Annotated in this window: 28 protein-coding genes and 1 pseudogene; 7 read left to right on the forward strand and 22 right to left on the reverse strand. The window is 38.2% G+C overall.

Going from position 1 to position 22,188, the window contains the following annotated elements; all coding sequences use genetic code 11:
* Positions 1–10 precede the first annotated feature (10 nt).
* Together AC25Y1_RS00580 and AC25Y1_RS00585 are read left to right on the forward strand one after the other, a co-directional pair.
* The gene (locus AC25Y1_RS00580) at positions 11–709 is read left to right on the forward strand and encodes a metallophosphoesterase family protein (protein WP_488145992.1); all 699 of its coding nucleotides are present in this window, start codon (positions 11–13) and stop codon (positions 707–709) included.
* 29 nt (positions 710–738) lie between these two features.
* Positions 739–1,164 (forward strand): protein-tyrosine phosphatase family protein, encoded by a 426-nt coding sequence (locus AC25Y1_RS00585; protein ID WP_488145993.1) that lies wholly within the window; start codon positions 739–741, stop codon positions 1,162–1,164.
* Between the two features lie 65 nt (positions 1,165–1,229).
* Here the strand turns inward: AC25Y1_RS00585 and AC25Y1_RS00590 are convergent, their stop codons facing one another.
* The 3 genes from AC25Y1_RS00590 to AC25Y1_RS00600 all read right to left on the reverse strand — a co-directional run bounded on the left by AC25Y1_RS00590 (position 1,230) and on the right by AC25Y1_RS00600 (position 5,455).
* Positions 1,230–2,801 carry a BCCT family transporter gene (locus AC25Y1_RS00590; protein WP_488145994.1) on the reverse strand — a complete coding sequence of 524 codons (1,572 nt, stop codon included), beginning with the start codon at positions 2,799–2,801 and terminating at the stop codon, positions 1,230–1,232.
* A gap of 175 nt (positions 2,802–2,976) precedes the next feature.
* Positions 2,977–4,152, reverse strand: a complete 1,176-nt coding sequence (locus AC25Y1_RS00595) for an MFS transporter (protein WP_488145995.1) — start codon at positions 4,150–4,152, stop codon at positions 2,977–2,979.
* Positions 4,153–4,222: 70 nt separating this feature from the next.
* A complete protein-coding gene (locus AC25Y1_RS00600) occupies positions 4,223–5,455 on the reverse strand; it encodes an MFS transporter (RefSeq protein WP_488145996.1) in 1,233 nt (410 codons plus the stop codon).
* A gap of 122 nt (positions 5,456–5,577) precedes the next feature.
* Between AC25Y1_RS00600 and AC25Y1_RS00605 the strand changes: the two genes are divergently transcribed.
* A complete protein-coding gene (locus AC25Y1_RS00605) occupies positions 5,578–6,147 on the forward strand; it encodes a nitroreductase family protein (RefSeq protein WP_488145997.1) in 570 nt (189 codons plus the stop codon).
* A 39-nt stretch (positions 6,148–6,186) separates the two neighbouring features.
* Here the strand turns inward: AC25Y1_RS00605 and AC25Y1_RS00610 are convergent, their stop codons facing one another.
* The 8 genes from AC25Y1_RS00610 to AC25Y1_RS00645 all read right to left on the reverse strand — a co-directional run bounded on the left by AC25Y1_RS00610 (position 6,187) and on the right by AC25Y1_RS00645 (position 10,885).
* Positions 6,187–6,732: a hypothetical protein gene (locus tag AC25Y1_RS00610; protein WP_488145998.1), complete on the reverse strand. Its 546-nt coding sequence runs from the start codon at positions 6,730–6,732 to the stop codon at positions 6,187–6,189.
* Positions 6,733–6,765: 33 nt separating this feature from the next.
* Positions 6,766–7,359, reverse strand: coding sequence for a flavin reductase family protein (locus AC25Y1_RS00615; RefSeq protein WP_488145999.1), 594 nt, complete (start codon positions 7,357–7,359; stop codon positions 6,766–6,768).
* A 15-nt stretch (positions 7,360–7,374) separates the two neighbouring features.
* Entirely contained in the window at positions 7,375–8,313 is a 939-nt protein-coding gene (locus AC25Y1_RS00620) for a ring-cleaving dioxygenase (RefSeq protein ID WP_488146000.1), read from the reverse strand.
* Between the two features lie 60 nt (positions 8,314–8,373).
* Complete coding sequence (locus tag AC25Y1_RS00625) at positions 8,374–8,814, reverse strand: GNAT family N-acetyltransferase (protein WP_488146001.1); 441 nt, start codon at positions 8,812–8,814, stop codon at positions 8,374–8,376.
* 117 nt (positions 8,815–8,931) lie between these two features.
* Positions 8,932–9,192, reverse strand: coding sequence for a hypothetical protein (locus tag AC25Y1_RS00630; protein WP_488146002.1), 261 nt, complete (start codon positions 9,190–9,192; stop codon positions 8,932–8,934).
* Positions 9,193–9,194: 2 nt separating this feature from the next.
* On the reverse strand, positions 9,195–9,524 hold the full coding sequence (locus AC25Y1_RS00635; protein WP_488146003.1) for an ArsR/SmtB family transcription factor: 330 nt from the start codon (positions 9,522–9,524) through the stop codon (positions 9,195–9,197).
* Positions 9,525–9,743: 219 nt separating this feature from the next.
* Positions 9,744–10,322, reverse strand: coding sequence for a histidine phosphatase family protein (locus AC25Y1_RS00640; RefSeq protein WP_488146004.1), 579 nt, complete (start codon positions 10,320–10,322; stop codon positions 9,744–9,746).
* 77 nt (positions 10,323–10,399) lie between these two features.
* Entirely contained in the window at positions 10,400–10,885 is a 486-nt protein-coding gene (locus AC25Y1_RS00645; RefSeq protein ID WP_488146005.1) for a YitT family protein, read from the reverse strand.
* 320 nt (positions 10,886–11,205) lie between these two features.
* On the opposite strand from AC25Y1_RS00645, the gene AC25Y1_RS00650 reads away from it, so the two are divergent.
* Positions 11,206–12,801, forward strand: a complete 1,596-nt coding sequence (locus AC25Y1_RS00650; protein WP_488146006.1) for a catalase — start codon at positions 11,206–11,208, stop codon at positions 12,799–12,801.
* A gap of 52 nt (positions 12,802–12,853) precedes the next feature.
* Here AC25Y1_RS00650 and AC25Y1_RS00655 read toward each other — a convergent pair whose 3' ends face one another.
* From AC25Y1_RS00655 to AC25Y1_RS00675, 5 genes are all read right to left on the reverse strand, one after another.
* The gene (locus tag AC25Y1_RS00655; protein ID WP_488146007.1) at positions 12,854–13,420 is read right to left on the reverse strand and encodes a GyrI-like domain-containing protein; all 567 of its coding nucleotides are present in this window, start codon (positions 13,418–13,420) and stop codon (positions 12,854–12,856) included.
* A gap of 99 nt (positions 13,421–13,519) precedes the next feature.
* Positions 13,520–14,725 carry a dicarboxylate/amino acid:cation symporter gene (locus tag AC25Y1_RS00660; RefSeq protein ID WP_488146008.1) on the reverse strand — a complete coding sequence of 402 codons (1,206 nt, stop codon included), beginning with the start codon at positions 14,723–14,725 and terminating at the stop codon, positions 13,520–13,522.
* A 132-nt stretch (positions 14,726–14,857) separates the two neighbouring features.
* Positions 14,858–15,166 carry a magnetosome magnetite crystal formation protein family gene (locus tag AC25Y1_RS00665; protein WP_488146009.1) on the reverse strand — a complete coding sequence of 103 codons (309 nt, stop codon included), beginning with the start codon at positions 15,164–15,166 and terminating at the stop codon, positions 14,858–14,860.
* 74 nt (positions 15,167–15,240) lie between these two features.
* Positions 15,241–15,630 carry a DnaJ family domain-containing protein gene (locus AC25Y1_RS00670; protein ID WP_488146010.1) on the reverse strand — a complete coding sequence of 130 codons (390 nt, stop codon included), beginning with the start codon at positions 15,628–15,630 and terminating at the stop codon, positions 15,241–15,243.
* A gap of 11 nt (positions 15,631–15,641) precedes the next feature.
* Positions 15,642–15,893, reverse strand: coding sequence for a hypothetical protein (locus AC25Y1_RS00675; RefSeq protein ID WP_488146011.1), 252 nt, complete (start codon positions 15,891–15,893; stop codon positions 15,642–15,644).
* A 131-nt stretch (positions 15,894–16,024) separates the two neighbouring features.
* Here AC25Y1_RS00675 and AC25Y1_RS00680 point away from each other — a divergent pair, with 131 nt between their 5' ends.
* The gene (locus AC25Y1_RS00680; RefSeq protein WP_488146012.1) at positions 16,025–17,278 is read left to right on the forward strand and encodes an erythromycin esterase family protein; all 1,254 of its coding nucleotides are present in this window, start codon (positions 16,025–16,027) and stop codon (positions 17,276–17,278) included.
* Positions 17,279–17,638: 360 nt separating this feature from the next.
* Here AC25Y1_RS00680 and AC25Y1_RS00685 read toward each other — a convergent pair whose 3' ends face one another.
* Entirely contained in the window at positions 17,639–18,130 is a 492-nt protein-coding gene (locus tag AC25Y1_RS00685) for a PaaI family thioesterase (RefSeq protein WP_488146013.1), read from the reverse strand.
* A 152-nt stretch (positions 18,131–18,282) separates the two neighbouring features.
* Here AC25Y1_RS00685 and AC25Y1_RS00690 point away from each other — a divergent pair, with 152 nt between their 5' ends.
* On the forward strand, positions 18,283–18,726 hold the full coding sequence (locus AC25Y1_RS00690; RefSeq protein WP_488146014.1) for a hypothetical protein: 444 nt from the start codon (positions 18,283–18,285) through the stop codon (positions 18,724–18,726).
* A 148-nt stretch (positions 18,727–18,874) separates the two neighbouring features.
* Here the strand turns inward: AC25Y1_RS00690 and AC25Y1_RS00695 are convergent, their stop codons facing one another.
* The 5 genes and pseudogenes from AC25Y1_RS00695 to AC25Y1_RS00715 all read right to left on the reverse strand — a co-directional run bounded on the left by AC25Y1_RS00695 (position 18,875) and on the right by AC25Y1_RS00715 (position 21,695).
* Complete coding sequence (locus AC25Y1_RS00695; RefSeq protein WP_488146015.1) at positions 18,875–19,390, reverse strand: GNAT family N-acetyltransferase; 516 nt, start codon at positions 19,388–19,390, stop codon at positions 18,875–18,877.
* Positions 19,391–19,418: 28 nt separating this feature from the next.
* Complete coding sequence (locus AC25Y1_RS00700) at positions 19,419–20,222, reverse strand: class I SAM-dependent methyltransferase (protein ID WP_488146016.1); 804 nt, start codon at positions 20,220–20,222, stop codon at positions 19,419–19,421.
* Positions 20,219–20,419 (reverse strand): annotated as a pseudogene (locus tag AC25Y1_RS00705) (DUF2268 domain-containing putative Zn-dependent protease); the annotation flags it as partial. The gene AC25Y1_RS00700 and the pseudogene AC25Y1_RS00705, both read right to left, overlap by 4 nt.
* 8 nt (positions 20,420–20,427) lie before the next feature.
* Entirely contained in the window at positions 20,428–20,943 is a 516-nt protein-coding gene (locus AC25Y1_RS00710; protein ID WP_488146017.1) for a DUF2268 domain-containing putative Zn-dependent protease, read from the reverse strand.
* A gap of 368 nt (positions 20,944–21,311) precedes the next feature.
* A complete protein-coding gene (locus AC25Y1_RS00715) occupies positions 21,312–21,695 on the reverse strand; it encodes an NUDIX hydrolase (protein WP_488146018.1) in 384 nt (127 codons plus the stop codon).
* 105 nt (positions 21,696–21,800) lie between these two features.
* Here AC25Y1_RS00715 and AC25Y1_RS00720 point away from each other — a divergent pair, with 105 nt between their 5' ends.
* Positions 21,801–22,103, forward strand: a complete 303-nt coding sequence (locus tag AC25Y1_RS00720) for a hypothetical protein (RefSeq protein ID WP_488146019.1) — start codon at positions 21,801–21,803, stop codon at positions 22,101–22,103.
* Positions 22,104–22,188: the final 85 nt, after the last annotated feature.

Here is a 22,188-nt window from a genome sequence, read left to right on the forward strand (position 1 = left end):
AGATCAATCGATGAAACGCATACTTGTAATTAGTGATATACACGGAGAAGTCGATTTGTTTAGACGATTATTAATGACAGTAAATTACCAACCTGCTCAAGATCAACTCATTCTATTAGGAGATTACGTAGACCGTGGGACAAATTCAAAGCAAGTCTTGGAGAAAGTAATGGAGTTGAAAGCTAGGGGTGCGTTTGTCCTTAAAGGAAATCATGAAGATATGATGATTAAAGCCCTAACGACTGAAGATGAACACGCATGGAAAAACTGGACTAATAGAAATGGTGGAAATAAAACATTAGAAAGCTATGGTTTTGCTGAAAATGAATTCCTTGTTGGTGAAAACAAGCCGTATGTTAAACCAAAGCTACTTAACGGAACACTCGATAGACATCTTGCATTCATTCAAAACCTTGATCATTACATAGAGCTTGAAGACTATATATTCGTTCATGCTGGCGTAGACCCTAGACAGTCGCTAAAAGAAACAGATCCTTATCGATTGATGTGGATTCGTGAAGACTTTCACCAAAATTATAGTGGTCATAAAACAGTTATATTCGGACATACACCCACAAAGTACCTTCATAACAAACATTCCATCTATTTCGGTCAAAATAACGTCATTGGGATTGATGGTTCAGCTGTTTATGGGGGACAATTGAATTGTTTAGAATTGCCAAGCCGAAAAGTATATGCCGTCAAATGAATGATATAATTAACTTTAGAGGTGATAATATGACAAACAAAAAATATGGAGCACTCATATCGAACCAGATTTTCTTTGGAGGGATCGATGCCATTGAGGATGTTCTCGAACAGGAGAATATTGATGTCATTTACGATTTACGTGCAGAAGTAAAAGGACCACTGTCAAGCAAAGTCAGTATCCATCAACCTATTGTCGACGAAGCTGAACATCAAGATGAATCCATCAAGGCTGCTGTCAAAGAAGTAATGGATGCCTATTCCTCAGGGAAAAATGTGTATTTCCATTGTAATACTGGCCGTGGAAGAGCCGGAACCATTGCCGCGGCAACACTACTCGAACTCGGATTAGCTGAAACCGTTGAGGAAGCTGAACAAAAAGCAAAAGAAATCCGCCCTGATATCAATGTACGACCTCAATTTAAAGAAGCGTTAAAGAGAATATACGAAGAATAATTAGAAAAATGCCGAGTTCCTCTAGTCAAAGGAACTCGGCATTCTTTTGTGTAAAACATCATCTATTATTTTCTTTTCATATCTTTTTCAAGCTCTTTTTTCTTTGCTTCTCTTTCAATCTTTGTAAAACGTCTAATATCCGAAGAACGGACCGTAATTGGTTCTCTTTTTAAAAGTTTCATCATAGAAAACACTAACAACAATAATAATAATGTAAACGGAAGTGCTGACACGAGTGAAGCAGATTGCAACGCTTCTAAACCGCCTGCATACAAAAGAACAATCGAGATGGCAGACATGAGGAATCCCCAAACCATTTTCACCACTAATGGTGGTAATAAACTTCCATTCGTTGTCATACTAGCTAATATATAAGTAGCTGAATCTGCTGATGTGACTAAGAAAGTAAATATTAATAAAATAGCTAACGCAGAAATCAAACCTGTGAAAGGTACATGCTCAAATGTTGCAAAGATCGCAGATGTAACGTCCGCATCTACTGCTTCCGCAATTTTAGTCCCATTATTTAAATCATTGTATAAGGCTGTACCCCCAAGTGTTGCAATCCACATACATGCAAACACTGGTGAAATCACCATAACTCCTGTTATGAATTCTCGTATCGTTCTACCTTTCGATACACGTGCAACAAATGCGCCGACAAATGGAGACCAAGCAATTGTCCAAGCCCAATAGAAAATTGTCCAATCACGAACCCAGCCACCACCATCATAAGGCTGTAAACGCAAGCTATATTGTACAAAGTTTGTAATATAATCACTTAACCCTAAAGTAAATGAATCTAAAATAAAAACTTTAGGTCCTACTGCAAAAATAAATGCTAATAAAGCAAGTGCCATGATTAAGTTAAAATTCCCTAAATATCGAATTCCTTTATTTAATCCAGTTGTTGCAGAAATCATATAGGCAACGAAAACAAGTACTGCAATCAAGAGTTGTATCCAAAATGTATTTTTAATATTAAAGACTGACTCGAGCCCACCACTCATCTGTAAAATTCCAAGACCTAATGAAGTTGCGATTCCCATAACAGTGGCAATCACTGCAAATGAATCAATTGTGATTTTCACATTCTTATTAGACCCAGTAAGTGGCTCCAAGGCTGTTGAAATCAAGCCATCCTTTTTCTTTCGGAATTGTAAAAACCCAATTACGAGTCCTACAATTGCAAAGATTGCCCATTGAGAAATTCCCCAGTGAAAAAACGAATACCCCATCGCAATTCTTGCAGCTTCTGCCGATTGTGGTTCAACGCCTTTAATAGGTGTATTGAAGAAGTGACTCATTGGTTCTGCAACACCCCAGAAAACTAGCCCAACACCAAATCCTGCAGAAAACAACATGCCGATCCAAGTGAAAAATGGATAATCTGGGCGCTCCTCATCACCGCCAATTCGAATCGCTCCAAACTTACTAATAGCGATGCCAACAAGAAATACAATTACGATAAATACGACTAATAAATAAAACCAACCAAAGTTCACTGTTGTAAATCCATAAAGCTTTTCTGCTATTTTCCCAAACTGCTCAGGAACAGTTGCCCCGAGAATTACCAATACCAAAATTACTGCTGATGATATGGAGAATACCGGGTTTCTCCAAAACCTCTTATCCAAAACAAATCGACCCCTATTTTTAATCTTCCATATTTGATTACCCTAAACTACTTAAGGTTAAACTTCAAGGTATGTTTGTCTTTAGTATTCCCTAATAATTTACTTTTACATCATACTATAAGCCAAGTGAAATAAAAAAAACAGGCATCCATTTCACTCTGGATAGCCTGTCACTTCATGCGTTTATATCTATTGGTACTTTCCATCGACTTGAGCCGATTGTCGTTATTATGAGGACAATTAATCCTAAAATAAAAGGATAAATAATATTCACATCAAATAAAACACCTGCTAATATAGGACCTAGAATATTTCCGATACTCATATAAGCATTATTCATGCCCATCGCAAATCCTTGTTGATCTCCAGCTAATTTAGATATGAGCGTTGTTAATACTGGGCGCAACATCGATGTGGATAGAAAGATTATTAATGTAACAACAAAAAACATGACGTAGGTAGATGCGAAGATAGATAGTAAGAATCCACCAGCAACGACACCAAGAAAAATGGTTAACACCATGCCCTCACCGAATCTACGTACCACTTTGTCGACAGCAAACAATTGAATAATCGTACTAACTATTCCTGTAGATGTGATAAGAATCGCAATGTCTTTTGGCGTTGCACCGAATTCATTGTCAACAAATAATCCAAGAACCGATTCATAGGCCATTAATCCAAAACTCATAACAAGCGTGATTAGAAGCGGCACAAAGAATGGTTTATCAATCGCGTGAAAAATTTCTTTCACCATCGGTTCTGACTTAGCTGTACTTATCGCTATTTCCGTATCTTTGCTTTCTTTTAACATGATTGCTGAGAATATCACCGCAATGACACCGACAATTGCCGAAACAAGTAACGGCATCTTCAAACCGAAATCTGCTAAAAACCCACCAATTCCAGGTCCTATGACAATACCAAGCGACATCGCAGCCGAGACTAAACTATTCCCTTTTGCACGTTGTTCCATCGTTGTGATGTCAGCTACATAAGCGAATATTGCAGGGATTAAGAGCGCAGCCCCTACACCGCCAATCACTCTAGACAAATACAGGACTGCAATCGTGTCCGAAAGGTAAAAAACAAACATCGAAAGTGCTAATCCACTAAGCCCTGAAATGATCATGACTCGCCGGCCATATTGGTCTGCCCACTTCCCAGCTATTGGTGACATAACTAGCTGTGCACCAGCAAAAATTGCAATCATTAGACCTGCTGCTTTCCCACCTTCGCCAATAGACAAGAGATACTGCGGCAAAATGGGAATAATAATACCAAAACTTCCAATAGCGATAAACATATTTATCATTAATATCAATAACTTTTTACGCTGAATTTGAGACAAACTTCCTCAACCTACTCTCAATATAATGCCAACGCTTTATTATAAGTAAATCACTACAGAAATGCAATCATTATTTTGTTGCAACCACTTTTTGATCACGCGGTAAGGCCAAACCAACTAACCCGATAATAGGAAGAAAAGAAATGACAATCATTGTCTCATGAATCCCAATTTGGTCCATCAACATGCCGACGACAACAGACCCAATGGCACCCATTCCAAAAGCAAGGCCAACAGTTAAACCCGCCATCGTCCCAATTTTACTGGGTACGAGTTCCTGTGCATAGACAACTGTCACAGAAAAACTGAGCATAATGAAAAATCCAATGATAATTAGTAACACAATGACTGCCCATAGTTGCACAAAAGGCAACAATAGGCAAAACGGAATTGGCAATGCGAGTGAGAGGACGATAATGTTTTTACGTCCCATTTTATCCGCCATTGGTCCACCAAAGAATGTCCCTGCAGCGCCAAGTGCTAAAAATATAAAGATACATAACTGACCTTGTGGAATGGTCAGCTCATATGATCTTATTAAATGGAATATGTAAAAATTCGTAATGCTAATCACATAAAATGACCGTGCGAAAATAATCACTAATAATAGGCCGAGTGCCATGCCTATTTGCTTTTTCGTTAAGTTCTCCATTCTAGATAAAATGACGCGTTTTCGATTATTTAACTTCTCTTGGATTAACTGTTCTTTATACCATGCAGATATTTTCATCAATATATAAATGGCAAGCGCAGCTACTAAGATAAAGATTGCCGCTCCTTTTTGACCGAGTGGGACTAATATAAAAGCACTGATTAACGGCGCAAGGGCTTGTCCTGAATTACCGCCAACTTGGTAGATGGATTGCGAAAGTCCTCTTTTGGATCCAGCCGCCATAAATGAAACACGAGATCCCTCTGGATGAAAAACAGCTGATCCGAACCCAAGGAATATCACGAAAACGAGAATCATCCAATATTCTGGTGCAAAAGCAAGCCCAGCAATTCCTACAAGTGAAAAAGTCATGCCGATTGGAAGTGCATATGGCCTTGGCTTTCGGTCACTAATATAGCCCACCACAGGTTGTAAAACGGAAGCGACCATATTTAACGCAAATGCAATCAAGCCTAACTGGGTAAAAGATAAGCCCATGCTTTCTTCAAGGATCGGAAACATTGCGGGGATCACTGATTGCAATGAATCATTTAACAGATGAACACCACCAATGGCGAACATAACGGGATAAACTGGACTTCCTACTATCGACTTTGTTTCTGTAGACATATATAAATTCACTTCTTTCATTATTTTCCAACCATTTCATTCATTTAGTATAACCCATAATTCAGTGTTCTTGGTTTTATTTCGGTTAATGGCTATACTAAAGAGAGGTAGTTAGCATGATTAGTAGAAAGAGGGTCTTCAAATTGAACATACATGAGGCTATAAAAACACGCAGAAGTGTCCCATTATTGGAAGATAAAGCTGTCCCAACTGAACTGATTGAACAAATTATTGAAGCAGGCACTTATGCACCAAACCATTTCCGAACTGAACCTTGGCGTTTTTTCGTTTTATCGGGTGAAGGTCGTACAAAATTAGGAGAAGTCTTCGGGAAGATTACAAAAGCTGAATTGGAAGAATTAGCGTCTGAAGCGAGTCAGAAAAAAATAGAACGCAGCCAAAATAATCCGTTACGTTCACCAGTCATTATTGCAGTCGGTGTTGAACCTAGCGAACGGAATAATGTCATCTTAAAAGAAGAATTTGCAGCGGTGAATGCTGGCATCCAGAATATGTTATTAACTGCACATGCCCTCGGTCTTGGTGCAATTTGGCGTACTGGCGCAATTTGCTACAATTCCAAAGTAACCGAATTCTTTGAGCTATCCGAGCACGGAGAAATCGTTGCTTTCATCTACTTGGGTTATCCTGATGTTGAACCCGCTCCGAGAAAGCGGACAGATGCGAAAGAACTTACATCATGGATTAGTTAACACAAAAAGGGATGCGTTGGCATCCCTTTTCAGATTAATTCATTTCCAAACAGCGCTATATTTCTTACGATATTTCGGGTCTTCTTCCAATTCAATTAACTCAAGAGCAGTTCGTTTGATATGTTCATCTTCTAATTCATCATATAGATTTTTAAGTCCTTGAATCATATCAAACCGTCTCAATGTGTAGTTCTTTTCATTTTCACCACTTTGAAATCGATCAATGAAATGGTTGATGACAAGGTTCTTTTGTTCTTCACCAGCTAATCCTACCCGCCAAATAGCTTGCAGGCTATGTCGTGCTGTGACGAACTTTGGATCTTTCGTCACTTCCCAAAGTGCTGGAAAAACCGTAAGAATCCTTTTTTCAGGATCACTTATTGCCAAGCCTGCTAAAAACTGTGCAGCCCTAGACCTCCGATGATTGTCAGCATCTGTTAACCACTCCAGGAATTGATCCCAAACTTCATAAGCCCAATCTACTTTATCCCCAGTGGCTGCTAAGATACTTGTAAAAGCCTCATATTGAAGGTTTTTATCTGGCCCTTCTAGGTTTTCAAAATGTGATTTTAATTGGTTATCCATTTGTAAAGCCCTCTTCCTAAACGATGTTAGTAATCAATTCGGTCTTTCTATATCAAAAATCTCCCCGACTTTCGCATAGCTACTACCAGCTAAACGGCTCACTGCTGCGAGTCCTCTTGGATCAATTTTTCCGTCCTCGTAAATGTCTTTACTAATATGGAATTGAACAATTTTACCAATAATAAGATCACACCCGTCAAATTCAACGACCTTTTCCAACGTACATTCCATGCGAATCCGAGACTCTTCAATTCCTGGAACTGTAATGATCGTACTTGGCTTCTCTGTTAAACCAGCAGCAATGACTTCACTCTCATTTGAAGGAAGATTCGCAGCAGTCTGGTTGATTTTCTCAACGTTTTCCTCGTCCACAATATGAACAACGAATTCTTTATGATGAATAATATTACGCGCAGTATCTTTTTTTTCGTTCCCCTTATATTGAACAGTAATCGATATCATCGGCGGATTGGAAGAAACGATATTAAAATAACTAAATGGAGCGCCGTTCAACGTTCCATCTTCAGCCAGCGATGTTACAAATGCGATTGGTCTTGGAATTATACTGCCAATCATGAGCTTGTAATTATCTCTTTCCTTATTCTTCGACGGATCAATTGAAATCAAAAAATCACTCCTCAGTTATGTTATCTCTCTTACCTCTACAGGAATTAAAATACTTTCGAGTTCTTCTCTTTCATCTTCAAATTGCGCTGGAAGCATGATTTTTTCACCCATTGTTTCCAATGATTCGTCATGTGCAAATCCAGGTGGATCCGTAGCAATTTCAAATAAGGTACCACCGTGTTCTTTAAAGTAAATTGCTTTAAAGTAATTTCGATCTCTTACCGGAGTCACTTCAAAGCCCTTTTCTTCAACAAAGCTTTTCCACTCCAACTGTTCCCCGTCATCCTTCGTTCGCCAAGCGATATGATGCACAACACCAGGTCCTTGATGGCCTTTACCAAAAGATGTCGCCTTTATGTCTATGATATTGCCCAATTTACTTTCCGATTTAAAACGAATATAGTCGCCTTCTCTGCCAACTAACTCAAGCCCTAATATATTGTCCAATACGTCCGCTGTTTCGGTTGATTTCGCGGAATAAAGGGTTGCTCCGCCGAGCCCTTTAATAGCCACGTCTTCGGTGACACCTCCAAATGCCCATTTGTTAGATTCACCTTCTTCACGTTCCACTATTTCTAAAGTAAGGCCGTGAGGATCTTGGAATTGTAAAAAATGTTCGCCAAATCGCTCAGTTTCAGTGTACGATACTTTAAAGTTTTCAAGTCTATTTCTCCAAAATTCTATAGCACCTATCGGAACTACGTATGAAGATACACCGACTTCACCATCGCCTACCTGACCGATTTCGGCACCTGGCCAAGCAAAAAAGGTTATCAGTGTTCCCGGGGACCCTTCTTCGTTTCCAAAATATAAATGATACCGAACTTTATCTCCAAAATTCACCGTTTTCTTTACCAAACGCAATCCTAACACACTTGCATAAAAATCAACATTTTCCTGCGGGTCACCTACAATCGCTGTAATATGATGGATGCCCATTGTTTTCATCGTCATTATCGCTCACTCCTTAATACACATTATCTTGAATTCGAGATACTTTGTCAAGGTACATGACTACATAAATTTTTTATACATTAATTTATGTGGTCCAATCGGATCGATAGTAAATACAGCGCCAAATACATTCAATCCCAATTTTTCATAATAACTACTTGCGGAAACCCTGGCATTGCACCACCACAAGTCAGCATTTCGATTTATAAGGATTGTTTCAGCAGCTTCAATCAGCGCGCGGCCTGCTCCTAGATTTCTTAAATCATGTAAAGTGGCCATGCCCCTTAAGCGATATTGTACATCCTCATCGAAGCTAGCGTTTTGTTCTTCATAATAAGATGCGATGCTTATTAGTTTTCCATGTTGGAAAGCGCCGAGATGAAAAGCATTTTTTTGAAAATCATCACCATATTTGCAGTCGTCAAGTGTTTGATTTGGACGTAAGACGATATGTCTAATTTGATAAGTATCTTCAGGAGTTATTTGTTTAACAACCAACAATTCACACCATCCCCTTTTTATAAAACGAGTCTACTTTTATTTCAATAATGGAATGGAAAAATCCTTCATTAATTAAATAAAACACGAAACCATTATAGATGTCGTGTTTTCAACTGCTTATTCAACTTCTTTCAAGATTTTCTCTACTGATTGTAGTCGACTTTTCACTTCACTCAATTCATCAGCTAAAAGTTGCTGTTGTTGTAAAGATTCCTGTTGGAGTTGAATGGAATCCACTACCTTTTGAAATAGTACTTCATTCGTTGGTCCAGATTGTTTTTTCGAAAATTTCACGATAAGAACAATAACGAGAATGAAAATTGCAAGCCAAAATAAAATTGGCACTATAGCAAGCAAACCAAAACTATTAAATCCCATTGTTATTTCCCTTCTTTCTTTTTAGTCGTTAATGTTTTGACGGCCCTCGTTATCATTTCTTGATTTATATGAAAATCAAATGAAATAAGCTCATAAAACTTCATTGCTTTTCCATCCTCTGAAAGCTCCATTTCGCTTTTCACGATGCCTGCTAGTTCAAGTTTCTTCAAGTGCATGTACAACAGTGGTCGACTCATTTCAGTGTCCCTCGCTAACTGACTCACATATTGCCTACCAAAGCCCAAAACAGAAATAATATTCAGTCTATGTGGGTTTGACAAAGCTTCGAACAGTGCAAGGAGTTCATCACCAGTTAACCGTTCATTTTCCATATTATTTTCCTCGTTGATTTTACAGTTTTTGAGATGTTGGTTACAAAAATTATTTCTCCCATTATACCGCCCTCTTCTCAAACATATAAAGTAAAATTTACCACCTGTAATAAATATATTACAGGTGGTTTATAAAGTCAACAGGTATAAGGGAATAATAAAAGATTGCTTCAGGAAAAATGCCTTAAAGCAATCAGTAATTCCTCAATTATTGACCTCTTAAACTTTCAAATGTTCCATACAATTATAGAGTTCACAGTTATTGATATCGTCTTGGAGCTTTACAACCGTAACGGAAGTATTACCTAAACTACTATTAAAATCATCATTTGCGACTAGTTCTCGCACCAATCGACGGATGAAACTTCCGTGGCTTACCACTAATACGCGCTGATTCGGATGCTTTGTTTTTACATCTTCTATGAAGGCCGTCCCTCTGGCGATAAGATCCTCGTGTCTTTCAAAGCCTAAATCTAAATCTCGCCAGGTTTCACCCCATTTTTCAAGCCGTTCTGCTTCTGTCGTTCCCTCGACTTGTCCGCCGCCCAATTCACGTAAACGTTCATCCACGAATAATTCGACAGTAGGTTTTCTTTCAGCAATGATTTCCGCAGTCTTTTTAGCACGAAGAAGATGGCTTGTGTAGATGACATCCCACGGTTCATTTACCAGCCTTTTCGCTACATGCTCCGCCATTTCTATTCCTTCTTCGTCTAATGGAATATCTGAACTTCCTTGCGCTCTTCCTTCTTTGTTCCAAGATGTTACACCATGTCTTACAAAACCAATCGTCGTCATGCAACACACATCCTTTTAATCATACTTATATCCTTATTATACAGGGATAGAACAAGAGATGCATATCATACATACAATCACCTCGAAGCGATTGGCTCCGCAACGACATTTTTGGATTTAGATGCAGTAGCTACAATCATACTGATTGTTAATCCGGTTAAGAAAACCGTTGTGAATGATAATACTAAATGTGCAGAAATAACGATGAAACTACCAATCATGACAATTATAAAATCAAAGAAAAAAATGGCAACACCTGAATTTATCTTCAATTTGCTTGCGAGCATTTGTGCAAGTAAATCAGTCCCGCCTATACTAATGTCATAACGAAGCATAGTCCCTGCGCCAATGCCTATAAAGATTCCACCCAACATCGCGCTTGTGAGTGGATGTCCAACGATTCCTTGTCCAAAGAGATTCATGGAGGCAACTACATCGATGATTAGAGATGACATCAGCATCCCGTGGAGACCATTGTAAAAAAAACGACGATAATAAACCCATGCAAATAAAAATATGGGAATGCTTATAAACAAAAAGGTAAGACCAACTCTAACATTCATCACATAGTGAAATATAAGACTAATGCCGAGTGCCCCCCGTCTAACAAGCCAAACGGCAAAAGAAATCCATTTACTCCAAACGCAATAAAGAAACTCCCTATTGTAATAATAATCCCTTTTTTAACAAACAGGACACCCCTCACCCATTTCAATGTTTTCTAATGTATATGTTTCCAATCAGTGTTTCTTCACCAAATACAACAAAGTCTTTCAAATGCATAAACTTATTCGCATAAAATGAATGATTTCTTCCCAATTAGACAAGAGTATAAATGGTGAGATACAAGCTTTTGAAAAATATAAACTTGAGGTGGAAACAGATGTCAACTGATCAATCAAAAGAAAACATGAACGAAGAACATGATGATACATTAACAAACAGACAAGGACACCCCATCACTGATAATCAAAACCTGCGTACCGTTGGTAATCGTGGGCCTGCAGTTTTAGAAAACTACGATTTTCTAGAGAAGATTAGTCATTTTGACAGAGAACGTATCCCTGAACGCGTTGTCCATGCTAGAGGTGCTGGCGCACATGGTTATTTTGAGGCATACGGAACGGCTGGAGATGAACCAATCTCAAAATATACACGTGCTAAACTCTTTCAAGAAAATGGTAAAAAAACACCCGTTTTCGTACGTTTTTCAAGTGTTATACACGGAGGACACTCCCCCGAAACCCTCCGCGATCCACGTGGGTTTGCAGTAAAGTTTTATACAGAAGACGGAAACTGGGATCTGGTTGGAAATAATCTTAAAATTTTTTTCATTCGCGATGCGATAAAATTCCCTGATATGATTCATGCGTTTAAGCCCGATCCGATTACAAATATTCAAGATAGTGAACGTTTTTTTGACTTCTGTGCGAATTCACCAGAGTCATTTCACATGGTGACATTCGTCTATTCACCTTGGGGCATTCCAGCAAATTATCGAATGATGCAAGGATCCGGCGTTAACACTTATAAATGGGTGAATCGTGATGGCGAGGCTGTTCTTGTGAAATATCATTGGGAACCAAAGCAGGGGATTAAAAACTTAACTCAAAAAGAAGCAAGCGAAATCCAAGCGGAGAATTTTAACCATGCAACACAAGACTTATATGATGCGATTGAACAAGGAGATTATCCTGAGTGGGAGCTCCATGTTCAAATTATGAGTGACGGCGAACATCCTGAACTCGATTTCGACCCGCTCGATGATACAAAGTTGTGGCCTGAAGATCAATTTCCTTGGTTACCTGTGGGTAAAATGGTGTTAAATCGAAATCCAGAAGATTATTTTACCGAAGTAGAGCAAGCTGCATTTGGTACAGGTGTCCTCGTTGACGGACTGGATTTCTCTGATGATAAAATGCTACAGGGTCGAACATTCTCTTACTCAGATACACAACGTCACCGAGTTGGCGCAAACTATTTACAACTGCCCATTAATGCACCTAAAAAGCATGTTGCAACCAATCAAAGCGGCGGCCAAATGCAATATAAATTGGACCGTGGCCCTGGACAAAATCCTCATATTAACTATGAACCATCAATATTAGGCGGATTACAAGAGGCAGAACAAACTAACAAAGAATACAAACCCTATATCGAAGGGAATTTAGTTCGCGAATCAATCGAAAGACAAAGTAATACGAAGCAAGCTGGCGAAACTTATCGCATGTTTGAACAATGGGAAAAAGATGATTTAATTGCCAATTTAGTTGCGGATCTTTCCAACTGCGATGTGCGTATTCGCAAGAAAATGATTGCGCTTGCCGAAGAAGCTGACGAAGATTATGGTAGGCGTTTACGTGAAGGCATTCAGAATGCTATCAAAGGAGATTCTAGCCAAAAACCTCTAGGGAACAGAGATGGCGACAAGGCACCCGAAAAAGCAATTCAAAAAGGTCATGATGCAGAACCCTATTAAAATAAACCTTCTACGCATGAAGAATTTCTTCTGCGTAGAAGGTTTATTTGTTTTACTCTTGAAGCTTAAAGGCAATTTCAATTGACCATTTAGTACGATCTGGCTCAACCTGTGGATCCGTTAAATAATATTCAAACCGACCGCCCCAGTTTTCTTCATTTCCTTTTACACTTTTATCCAGGATTAAACCACGTTCTTTGGACCATTCTTCTAATATATTGACTGTTTCATGGATACGGTCTGGATGTCCTTTATGGGTGATAATCACGTATTTCCCTTCTGGTGTCGTGTCTGCAATCACTCTTTCATCACCAAATGTTGCATTGACTACAGGGATTCCAACTTCTAATTTAAATCTTTGGTTATTATCGTCAAACGTCCAGTAGCGAAAAAAAGGTGCGCCATTGGGTTGAAGTCCTTTCTTGTTTAACCACTCAAAAAGTTCTTCAAATAAGGCATTGGCTTTATCCCATTCTTTCAAGGTTATTTCAACAGGGAATGCAATATAAAATCTCTCTGCACGTACCTCTATTCTTGGTTCGACTTTTTCTTCAAATTCTTTAGTTGGATTGTCCTTTTGCAATTTTTGATGGTTTAGTTTTTCGTCGATTTTATTCACTGACAATTCTCCCCCCAAAGATAATATATTTCCATTCGTTACTATTCCCTTAAAAGACGTTTAAATTACCAATTGGTTCAAATCATTTTTTCTAGTAGGCTATTTTTCAATTTTTTCTGTCCCTGCAACGACTACCGCAGCTGATGCATCACCAACAATGTTAACACTTGTGCGCATCATATCCAAGACGCGGTCAATACCGGCAATCAAGGCAATGCCTTCAAGCGGCATGTTAACAGACGTTAAGACCATCGCTAACATAATCATTCCAGCACCTGGAACACCTGCAGTCCCAATTGATGCCAAAATAGTCATTAATACAACTGTAAGAAGTTGTAGAAACGTTAATTCTAATCCGTAAAACTGAGCAATGAAAATGACCGCTACGCCTTGATAAATGGCTGTTCCATCCATATTAATCGTAGCACCAAGCGGTAAGACAAAACTTGATATTCTACTTGGTACACCGAGATTTTCATTCGTATTTTTAATTGTCACCGGTAACGTACCTGAACTACTTGCTGTACTAAATGCGACGAGTGCAGCCGGTGATATTCCTTTAAAAAACTTAATTGGGCTCATTTTACCCCACATTTTAACAGCAGTTGAATAGATAATTACCGCATGTAGTATACAAGCCAGATAGACCGCAATAATTACCTTGAGTAAAGGTAATAACACAGAAACTCCATATTGTCCGATAATCGGCGCAAGTAAACCTAGAATTCCAATTGGTGCTACTTTCATCACAATTCCAGTGATTTTATACATGATTTCCGCAAAGCCTTCAAAAAACTGATAAACTGGTTGAGCTTTTTCACCGATAAACGTAATGGCCAAACCAATAAATAAAGCAAAGAAAATAATTTGTAAAATATTACCGTTCGCAAGTGCAGTGAATGGATTTTCAGGAATAATATTTAATATAGTTGTAATTGTGCCTTGTTGCTCTTGAGCTGCTGCTTCTGGAACGACAAGCCCTTCGGTAGAAATATCCAAGCCTTTACCAGGTGAAATCATAAAAGCGATTGCTAATCCAATAATAATTGCAATAGCGGTTGTCCCTAAATAATAGGCCATTGTCTTTAAACCAATCCGCCCTAATTGCTTTGGATCCGTTGAACTAGCTACTCCTACAACTAGCGTCGATAAAATAAGTGGCGCAATGATAAATTTAATGAGTCTTAAAAACAAATCCCCAAATGGCTTTAAAAAGTCAATAGAGCTACCAAAAATACCACCCAATATTACGGCGAGTACAAATGCGATGAAAATTTGGGTCACTAGATTAAATTTGACCTTCATGCGATTCCCCTCTCATTTTTTGTTTTCGCATAATAGCTATACTCTACCATATTCAGATTTTTCTTCTAACATGATTAATTTTCAACAAAAAAACGCAACCATTTCTTACTAACGGTTGCGTTTTATGTCAGTTTATTGAAAAAACCTTCCAATAATCGGATAATTATAGTGTTGATTTTGAAGTGCTTTCACAATACCGATGATTGGAACAATCAACCATATGAGACTGAATCCAATTAAGAATGGTAGACCGATCAAAATGAATGATAATATTGCAGATATTGTGATCAACAAACCTATGATTAATTGAAAAAGAATCGCCTGTATTGAAAGGTTTTTAATATGCTGGTCATCACTGATAAAAAACATAATGACGGGTACTAAGAAAGGTGCGAAAAATGCGCTTGCATGAATTAATATCTTCATCCCTGTATTCTCCATTTAAAAAACCTCCAATTGATTTCTTGTAGTTTATTATACGGATGAGATAATAGAAGGTTTCATTTTATAATTGATTACCAAAATGAGACAGCGCTTTTTATAGATGCAAGTGTTACTTGTCCTTTTTGCAGCGGTGGTGGGCAGGCCTTATTATAGTTTATGATTTTTCCGTTTACTTCCGTAATTCGTTTATTTAATTCATCTTTTGGGCTTACTTCCATAACTTCAATCATCGAATGGAGCTCTTGACGTATTTCATGGCTAAGACTTAGCCAATAGGGCTTATACCCCGCGTCATCTGCGATACGTTGAAAATGCTGAAAGGTATCTCCAGAAAAATATTCTTTCGGTAGTGGTTTTCCAGTACCTTTCAAATTATCCATTCCGCCTTCTGAAGTATGCTTTTTTAAGATATCACCAATTAAATCATTATATTGAATAGGATTATTCGAATCACCTGACATATAGATCCACCTCACCTATCGGTTGTATTTTTAAAAACTTCATTCGATTGCGGTGTGTAATCCAATTTCATTTTTTCGAGTTCTAATTTCATTTTTTCAGTCTCGATGATAAAATTTTGTTGTTTAAGCCTTTCAAGCTCAATTTGTTCATGTGTTATTTCAACTGTTATTTTCGCGATTTTTCTTTTGTGTTCCGTAATAATTGCTGTTATAGGCACGCACATGACGACTAAAACGATACCAAATGCTAATAACAATTCCATCACCCCTGTTTGATTTTTCCGTTAGTTTAATTGTACCTTATTTTAAATGACTGTCACGACATTTTTATTTTAATATGCCTTAAATTTGGACATACTAGGAAAATACGTAAATTCATAAAGGAGTTTTCATAATGACTCGTTCACTAGTAAAAGCGATTCAAGATTATTCAATCCCTTTCAATCACAATGATAATCTTTCTACCATACTTGAATCCATTGGAGACGCAAACATCGTATTACTCGGAGAAGCTAGCCACGGAACATCTGAGTTTTATTCGGTTCGTGCAGAAATATCGAAGCGTCTAATTGAAGAAAAAGGATTTTCACTCATTGCAGTTGAGGGTGATTGGCCCTCATCACGCCGAGTTAACCAGTATATCAAGGGGTATGAAGATACGAAAATGACCACCAAAGAGGCATTAAACGCATTCAATCGATGGCCAACTTGGATGTGGGCAAACGAAGAAGTCGTTGAGTTAGTAGACTGGTTGAAAAATCATAATTCACAACTAGACACGAGTCGAAAAGTTGGTTTCAATGGCATCGATTTATATAGCCTTTTTGAGTCAATCGAAGAAGTCATTACTTATTTAAAACATGCCGATCCAACTGGAGATGATTATAAACTTGCGATGAAGGTTGCAGATTGTTTTGAAGGTTTTAATCACTCTACAGAACATTACGCTATGGCTACCGCGCATTTCCCAGAAAGTTGCACCGCTCAAGTAGAAGCGCTTTTATCATCAATCCGGGCAAATGAAGCGCTTTATCCGTGTGAATTCGAACAGCGACTTAATCTAGTATTAAATACTTTAGTGGTTCATAATGCCGAAAAGTATTACCGTACCTCTTTTAAGAGTGATGCAAACTCTTGGAATGTTCGTGACGAACATATGGTTGAAGCGATAAATGAGCTGCGAAAATTTCACGGAGAACATACAAAAGTAATTGTTTGGGAACATAATACCCATATTGGCGATGCTAGAGCCACGACAATGAAGGAGGATGGAATGGTTAATGTTGGGCAATTAATTCGCGAGCAAAACCGTAAAGAGGACGTATACGCCATTGGCTTCGGCACTTATCGTGGGACAGTGATTGCCGCAGATGAATGGGGAAAGCCTTATGAGATAATGAACGTCCCGCCTGCTATGAAAGAGTCTTGGGAATCTGCCTTACATGAAGCAGGCGCATTCAATAAAATCTTACTATTTAATGAAGAAAACCGTGAGGCATTTACAAGATGGTTTGGCCATCGTGCAATTGGTCTGGTTTACCATCCTGATTATGAAGCCCCTGCAAATTACGTACCTTCCATTATTAACGAGAGGTACGATGCATTTATTTTCATCGATGAAACGAAGGCACTCACGCCAATTATATGATAATCTCGTACCCTACTGCTAATCAATATTCACTATAAATCGATTATCCTGACACGGAATCGACTGACTCAAGTTTTGCGGCATCCCTTTTATAATCTCGGCGACTGAGTCATGTGCTATTTTAAGCAATGAAGGAAACCAAAATTCCAAGTACACCTATTTGAGTACAAAACCAATAATCTTTTCTAACATAAGGAATGTGAGGAACGGCACAACCACGATTGCACTATTTGACAACAGCAGTCGTTTTCGAATTGACATCTCGAACGCCCTCTTCACACTAAATTCTCCCCTTCGAATATTAAATACTTCATAAAGTTTTCATGAAAAAAGCCGAAATATTTTTATCGGCTTTGAGAATTATTTTTTATTGCCAAAGGTTTCTGGCATGACGACACCAATGACTTCTCCTGTTGCACAAAGTGTATCATCTGCAAAAACATCTATCATAACTCTCCATTTTTTCGGATGTATTTCTTCGACTGTCCCAACTGCTTTCAACAAAGTGCCCTGCGGAGTAGGTTTAACATAATTGACATTCAACGAAGCGGTCACAAAGCGCGGCGGCTCTTCCACGCTACCTGGTTCATTCCCATTCTTACGATGCAAAGCGAGCGATGCTGATCCAGTTCCATGACAATCCACAAATGAAGCAATCAAACCGCCATATACAAATCCTGGAATCGCAATATGTTTTGAAGATGGTTCATAATATGTAACCGTTTGTTCCCCTTCCCAACCGGTTCTAAAATGATACCCATCCTCATTTAAACGTCCGCAGCCAAAACACCACGCAAAATCATCTGGATAGTCATCTTGAATTGCATGATTAACCGTTTTATTATCCGTCATAAAAATCACCCCTTTGTAATCTTCCCACAATTACAAGTATACCATTTAGTTAATCATTTTCACGAAAATAGTGGAAGAATACTAGCTTTGGTATAAATGTGCAAGTGAAACAATGAGAGGATGCGTATACTACAGTACAGGGAGGATTGAGGATGAAATTTAGAGCGATTCTGCTGATTGCTTTAATGATTGGTGGCACATACGCCATGTTGCAGTCTTATCAAGAATTCGAACAAAAAAACTTCAATGAAATTTTAGCGCCGATGAATGCGCATTTTAGCTCGCTGATTTTTACAAAACCTAGTTTAGCCGATTCACAAGCCCATTCTTGGGTTGTCGACGAGCCGAGTGAAATCGAAAGTCTATTATATTTCCTACAAAATTATAATGTGCGAAAGTTAACACCTGAAGAAATTGACCCATTTGACAATATTGAACAGTTTAGTGTGAGTTTACAAGATGAAAACGGCAATACGTTAAGCATAATCGTAACAGAGGATCTTATCATTCAAAACTCAGTCTTATACTACGAAATTGTCGATGGTCCGTTAAATGTTGATTGGCTCGTACAGTTTTTTATTAGCAATCAAACTTGAATGGGATTTGTGGGGCATGTTGCGTACTTGAGGTGAAACGTTGCGTTTTTTTGACATTACGTTGCGTACCGAGAAAACGTTGCCTACGCAGGGCATAACGTTGCGTTCTTTCTGGTAAACGTTGCCTTCTCCGGGGGATCCACTACTGCTATAAAGTTATCCAATATCTCTTCACAATATTTCCATGTGCTTCTAGGAAATTACTGGTTTTGATGCCACCATTTCTTATAATTGCTTTTTCCGATCCGATATTATCTTCATTGCATGTAACAAGCGCTTTTGGGATACCCATTTCTCGCATTTTACCTAATGCCAACTCAAGGATTTTTGTCGCGTAACCGTTTCTCCGCTCCGATGGTCGAATCCCTGCTCCGATATGCCCTTCTGTATTAAGCATTCTTTCTGTTAAGGAATGACGGATGGTGACCGCACCTAAAATGCGGTTCTGTTCATTTACAAGAAAGCAGACAGATTCAGAGCCATGCCCTTCTCGATTACCTGCTTCGATTTCCCGGAGCGCGTATATCATTTCTTCAAACTGATTAGGATCCATCTTTCTAAGGATACCGGGATTCATCTTCTCTCCCGCCGCATGCCATTCTGAATAGTATTCAATATATTCTTCTTTTAAATTTACTGTCGGTCTCAACAATCTTACGTCCAATATAAAATTCCTCCAAGATATGATTTAGTCAATTATTATTTATGGTCGAAATGATTGCATAAGTACCCGGCAATCGATTTTCGATTCCATTAGGAGCATCCTTTGGAAAAGCCCACCTAATTCCTTTGTCTTCATTCATTTTCCGTATCGATAATCCAGAATTCACCAAAGTGTTAATCGTTTCGGATATTGTCCATCTTCGAATGATATTTCTCTTTAAATCCTGTCGCTGTTTCTCTGTCAATAAATGCGCATAGGCTACATCAACTTCAACATAATCCTCATTAAAGTAATCTCCATTAACTGCAGAAGTACCATTCTCAAAATCCAATACTTTAGAAATAAAAGGATGATAATCTCTCAGTATAAATACACTGGTTTCATCCATAAGTTTCGTCACTTTTTGAAACAACGGGTGAAGATCAAGAAAATAATGGAGTACACCCATTTCAAGAATAATGATGTCAAAGGTTGAAAGTTCGTTTTCATCGATATCAAGTGCATCACTTACAAGATATGAAATGAAAACTCCAGCCGCTTCTGCAAGTTCCAGCGCATACCTTTGATTTTCTGATGAAATGTCGGCAACTGTTACATCCGCACCCAATAACGCAAAACATACTGCTTTATTCCCTTTTGACCCGAGTAAATTCAAAATCCGTTTACCCGAAACATCCCCGAGCTCATTTAGATAATATCGAACAGGTTTTTCCGGGTTTTCTTTCAGTTTTTCTGCATATTGCTTTGGCGCCCCATGCCTCCCCTCCCAAGCCTCATAAGTAAATCGATTCCATCCAAGTCTGTTTATTTCACTCATTTCTTTTTGTTTCATGTTGAGCTCCTTTCATAAGCTGAAATAAACTGCTCTACTTCAATATGAAACAATTCGCTTACATCCGTTTTCGGGTATCGTTCCATATATGATTTTATCAATTCATAGCCAAAAGAATAGCCACACATCAAAGGCAATTCTTTTGAAGGATTCCCGAAACAAAATGAAGCTTTTACTTGATCATCTGTCGTTTGTAAGTGATTCTTTACTTCCGCCCAATAATGCTTTTCGACTTTGCTTGAAAAATTATCTTTCCACCATCTCTATCTTGATATAGCTTCAGACTAAAATACTCAGCGGTTCCCTCCATTTTAAGCCATTCTGCAAGTGTAAAATTTTCCAATGTTAGTTGATAGATTGGATTTTTAAAATATGCATGATGGGCTTCATGCGCAACAAGATAGCGTAAAAATTCAAAATCTGGATTTGGCGGAACTGCAATGAGAATATTATTTGGTCCGTTGGTAAAACCATTAATCCATTGGGAACGATCGACGTTTTTAAACCAAGGAAATGGCAATGCTGGTACTACAGTAATATCTAGTTTTTCAAGCGGGAAATACTGTTCTACTTCTTTTATAGTCTTTTGAATTGTTTTTTCTACACTATCAGTATTCCAACTATACTCAGAAAGGTTTTCTTCACTCATCGTTTCAAATTTGGATAGTTGACAACGACTTGCTAATTGCTGCCAGTCTTTCATCCACGTATTTTCGTTCACCGATAATGAAAGTGTATCACGCAGATATCCCTAAAAGTTTTCCTGATTTCTAAACAACAAATTAGGAGTTACTTGTCTTACATGCACCATGCACATTCCTCCTTGTATTTTACTACCGGAAATATAAATCATTATCTTCTAGCGATTCAATGTTAATTGTTCCAATAAGCCATCTGGATAAAGCGTTTTATGTTTTAAAATAAAGTGAAACTTCAATCAGTGGGGTTTTCCTCATCCCCGAAAGAAGAATGCAGTTCAATTCTTCCTAACTGATTGTTAGTTGAACCAATCGGGCTTTTACGGGCAGTTAATCTCCCACCTATCCTTATCGTTTAACTCAAGTCTTGAGGTGGGAGTCTTACTGCCCGTTAATGCGGGATAAATTCATCCAAGGAAATCCATTTAGCAATACTAGTTTTATTCCCCTCCGTCACAGTAAAAATTTCTCTTGCATAATCCATCTCATTCGCAAATTCGACTTCATATAATTGAATCAGTTCATGGCCAATCTCATCATCAATTTTGAAAATGTTTTCCAAACAACCAAGATAATGTTCTATTTTAATGTCAACCTGTAATTCCTCAAAATACTCCCTAATCAATGCACTCTTAGACATTTCTCCAAATTCGATTGACCCGCCTATTGGTCGATAAAAGGTACCTTCGCCTTTTGAATGTCTTCCATGAAACTCTTCCACCAAAATTTGTTCCGCGCAATAAACGAATCCTAACACCTTCGCTCTTGGGTACATATCCGCCCACCTTTCTAATTTTAGAGGTCGAATCTAAGGTTTACCTGCTCTACATGTTTTTCATATATACTTATATCATCGTGTAAGACAAAGGAGTTCATAATCATGAAGGAGTTTAAAAGTATCGACGAGCAAGTGATTCAAAAATATCAAGAAGATGAGAATTTGATGATTCAGCTGTTTGTGCAGTGGTGTGTTAATCATGAACTTAATCCGAATGAGCTGTATGCGCGCGCTTATCCCGAGCAGCAGGAAAATGCCTTATTGCAAAAAGTTTATTCAGAAATTGATGATGCAGATCATCTTGACATTGATAATGAAACTATGATGGACGTCTTGCAAATGTTCGGAAATTACGATTTGGCCTTCGTTCTTTCGGAGGAAATTGAACGTCTTTCTAAAAAATAAATATACCACTATATCTGAAAGTTGCCAAAGTGTAGATTCGTTTTTACATTTTGGCTTCGGTGCTATATACTAGTATTTAGTTCGA

Source organism: Sporosarcina sp. Y1009, from assembly GCF_057669865.1.